This window comes from Pseudomonas sp. dw_612 (assembly GCF_018449725.1).
Lineage (GTDB): Bacteria > Pseudomonadota > Gammaproteobacteria > Pseudomonadales > Pseudomonadaceae > Aquipseudomonas.
On sequence record NZ_JAAVVC010000049.1, the window covers coordinates 1 to 3642 of the forward strand.

A 3642-nucleotide genomic window follows, 5' to 3' on the forward strand; every position below is an offset into this window, starting at 1 on the left:
TTTGGTCCGAGTCAGCCGCAGATTTTTGTGCAGTACTCCAATCCCCTGTGGGAGCGAGCCTGCTCGCGAAAGCGGTGGTTCAGTCGAAATTGATGGCGACTGATGCACCGCCTTCGCGAGCAAGCCCGCTCCCACATTTGGTCCGAGCTAGCCGCAGATATTTGTGCAGTACTCCAATCCCCTGTGGGAGCGGGCTTGCTCGCGAAAGCGGTGGTTCAGTCGATATAGATGGTGGCTGATACACCGCCTTCGCGAGCAAGCTCGCTCCCACATTTGGTCCGAGTCAGCCGCAGATTTTTGTGCAGTACTCCAATCCCCTGTGGGAGCGAGCTTGCTCGCGAAAGCGTTGGTTCAGTCGAGATTGATGTTGGCTGGCACACCGCCTTCGCGAGCAAGCCCGCTCCCACAGGGACTGGGGTGGCATCAGGGGGTTTAGATAACCTGCGCGCCCCGCGCTTGCAGCAGTTCGCGCAAGACCGAGCGGTGGCAGTGCGCTTCATCCTCGCAGTAACACCCCACCGCCAGCGACGTTTGATGGGACAGCGCCGCCAATAGATCCAGCAATTGGCTGGGCGCTGGATGATTCATCTCGGCTTTGAATTTGCGCTTGAAGACGTCCCAGGCCTTGGCATCTTCAGCCGCTTTGGCTTCGGTGACCAGTTCCGGGCTGGGAGACAGCAGCGGCTGCCAGACGTCATAGAAATCACGGCTGGCGAACTCGGCTTTCGGTACGCCCCGAGGCGGGCGGCGCACCGTGCCCAGGCGCAGACCTTCGTCGGGCCCACGGGGTGAGCCCAGCCGCACGATGTGGATGGCCATGCCGGATTACTTGTGCCGCGAACCGTCAAACCATTCCATCGCCGTGCGCCAGATGCAGATGCCCAGAAAGTACGCCGACATCAGCAGCCAAAGGCCCATCACCATTGGGTTGATCACTGGGTGGTTGACCACCAGCGACAAACTGCACAGCAACCAGATGGCGGTCACGGCGATGTTGATCGGCATGAACTTGCGCACGCGGAACGGGTGGAGGAATTTCATCCGTGTCACGGTCAGCAGCGCTAGACCGATCACGGTCAGCAGCGTCACCCACGGCGACGGCCCAATGATGTACAGGCATAACGCAACGACGTTCCAGGCGGCGGGGAAGCCCTGGAAGTAGTTGTCCTTGCTTTTCATGTTGACGTTGCAGAAGCAGAACAGTGACGAGACCAGGATCAGCGACACGGTCAGCAGCAGCGTGTAGTCCGGCAGCGGGATGTAGCGGTAGATGAACAGCGCCGGGATGAACACGTAGGTCAGGTAGTCGATGACCAGATCCAGAATCGAGCCGTCGAAACTCGGCAGCACCGATTGCACATTGACCTTGCGTGCCAGTGCACCGTCGAGGCCGTCGACGATCAGGGCCACGCCCAGCCACAGCAGGCAATGGGTGGCCTGGTTTTCCAGCAGCGCGAGGGTGGCGAGGAAGGCGGTGACCACGCCGGTGGCGGTAAAACCATGGGCGCCCCATGCTTTGAGCCTGGCGATGTGTAAGGTCGATATCACGGGGGCGTTCTCCAAAAAGTGAAGCAAGCCAGTCAGCACCCTTCTATTGGGGGCGTCGGCAAACCGGGTCGGGTTGCAGGTATCGACCGGAAAAGCGGGGTTAAGGTTCACCCTCTATGAATCTTAGCTGTCCCGCAAAAAAATACTTCGGAGAAATTTGCATGGCTGATGACTCGACTTGAGTCTTCAGAGACCCCAAAACCTTGTGGGAGCGGGCTTGCTCGCGAAAGCGGCCTGTCAGTTGATATTGATGCTGGCTGACACACCGCTTTCGCGAGCAAGCCCGCTCCCACATTGGAATGGTGGTTTACAGCGCTTTGCTCATGAACACCCGGCTGGTGCCCTCAGGTTTGCACGGCACCTCGCCAAATCGCTGCCAGCCATGCTTTTCATAGAACACCGGTGCCTGAAAACTCAAGGTGTAGAGCACCGCGGACTGACAGCCGCGACGGCGGCCTTCCTCTTCATAGGCTTTAAGCAGTCGAGAACCCATCCCGGAGCCGCGCAGCGCCTCGGGCACGTAGAAAAGATCGAGAAACAGCAGCCCCAGCGATGTACGCCCGGTTATTCCTCCCAGTACCTGATCGGTGTCGGGATCGCGAATGGTCACCGCCAGCGCTTGCCAGTCGCTGATGCCGGTGACTTGATCATTGAAGGCGCTGAGCCCGGTGCTGAGCAACTGCTCGACTTCAGGTTCGATCACGTCACTGACGACGATCTGATGGTGATCCATGGCTGGGTTGATCCTCTGGGCGGCGGGTTAGCGGGGGTAGAACACTCGCAGCCGATGGTCATCGGGGTCAAGCGCGACAAAGGTGCGGCCGAAATCCAGTTCGGTGGGTGTTTGCAGGATGCTCAGGCCAAGGCCCGACCATGTGCTGAATAGAGCGTCGACCTCTTCCGAGGACGCCACCGGAAACGCCAGCTCCATGCCACCGCCGGTCATGCCCACCGCCGGTTCGGCGGTGTGCCGCGACCAGAGGCCGAGTTTGTAACCGCCCTCCAGCACAAACAGGGCGAAGGTCGGGGATTCCTCCACGGGTTTCAGATCCAGCAGAAATTCATAGAACCGCGCACTGACGGCGGGATTTTCGACGAAAAGCAACATATAGCGAGGCGTGATCATGGGACTGCTCCGTGGTAAGTCGGTGCAGCATAAAAGGAGGCGCTGTCAGTTTCTGTCAGGAGCGTGAGCGCCGGGGGCACGTCGGCCAAACGGTGCTGGCGCAATTGCCGGCCGGGGCTATCGTTGCCTGACTGCGGTCTGTCTATTCAATGAGGACATCGTCATGAACACCAGCGATTTGCTCGAACAACTTCTGCGGGCCGGTCAGGGCTCGATGACGCAACAGGGCGGCGGTGCTTCGCCGTCTCAGGGAGGCCTAGGCGGTCTCGGTGGATTGCTCGGTGGCCTGTTGGGCGGTGGCGCCGGGTCAAGCGCGGGCGGTGGTGGCTTGGGTGGTTTGCTCGGTGGGTTACTGGGCGGCGGCTCTGCGCTGGGCGGCTCGACCCAGACCCGCTCTTCCGGCGGCACCAACTACGCGGCGCTGGCCTCCCTCGGGATGATGGCATTTCAGGCGTATCAAGCCTGGCAACGCAACCAGGCCTCGGCCCCGCAACAGGCTCCGCGCACGGTGGACCTGCTGTCCGGCCCGGAAGTCGAAGACCACAGCCACGCGGTGCTGCGCGCCTTGATCGCCGCCGCCAAGGCTGACGGCCGGATCGACGACAATGAGAAACAGATGATCAGCACCGAAATCGGTCGCCACACCGACGACCCGCAACTTCAGCAGTGGCTCGACGACGAAGTCGCCCGGCCGCTGGACGCCGCCGACGTGGCGCAGTCCGCCACCGACCCGGCGATCGCCGCGGAAATGTACCTGGCCAGCGTGATGGTGGTGGACGATCAGCAAGACGCCGAGCGCAATTATCTGGATGAACTGGCTGCGGCTCTGAAGATTGATCCGGAGCTGCAGGTGCATCTTGAGCAGCAGGCGAAGGGTGGGGCGGTGTAGCGCTCCAACTGATGCATCGTTTGTGTTGCCGCCTTCGCGAGCAAGCCCGCTCCCACAGTGGATCTTCAGTGGACGCTGA

5 protein-coding genes are annotated in these 3642 nt (G+C 61.0%); 1 reads left to right on the top strand and 4 read right to left on the bottom strand.

Going from position 1 to position 3642, the window contains the following annotated elements:
• Positions 1-432: 432 nt before the first annotated feature.
• From HB680_RS32370 to HB680_RS32385, 4 genes are all read right to left on the bottom strand, one after another.
• Positions 433-819, bottom strand: coding sequence for a DUF488 family protein (locus HB680_RS32370; RefSeq protein ID WP_213942317.1), 387 nt, complete (start codon positions 817-819; stop codon positions 433-435).
• 6 nt (positions 820-825) lie between these two features.
• Complete coding sequence (gene pcsA / locus HB680_RS32375) at positions 826-1548, bottom strand: phosphatidylcholine synthase (protein WP_169370341.1); 723 nt, start codon at positions 1546-1548, stop codon at positions 826-828.
• Positions 1549-1855: 307 nt separating this feature from the next.
• Positions 1856-2281, bottom strand: a complete 426-nt coding sequence (locus tag HB680_RS32380; RefSeq protein ID WP_213942318.1) for a GNAT family N-acetyltransferase — start codon at positions 2279-2281, stop codon at positions 1856-1858.
• Between the two features lie 27 nt (positions 2282-2308).
• Positions 2309-2674, bottom strand: a complete 366-nt coding sequence (locus tag HB680_RS32385; protein WP_213942319.1) for a VOC family protein — start codon at positions 2672-2674, stop codon at positions 2309-2311.
• A 163-nt stretch (positions 2675-2837) separates the two neighbouring features.
• On the opposite strand from HB680_RS32385, the gene HB680_RS32390 reads away from it, so the two are divergent.
• Positions 2838-3563 (top strand): tellurite resistance TerB family protein, encoded by a 726-nt coding sequence (locus HB680_RS32390; protein WP_213942320.1) that lies wholly within the window; start codon positions 2838-2840, stop codon positions 3561-3563.
• Positions 3564-3642: the final 79 nt, after the last annotated feature.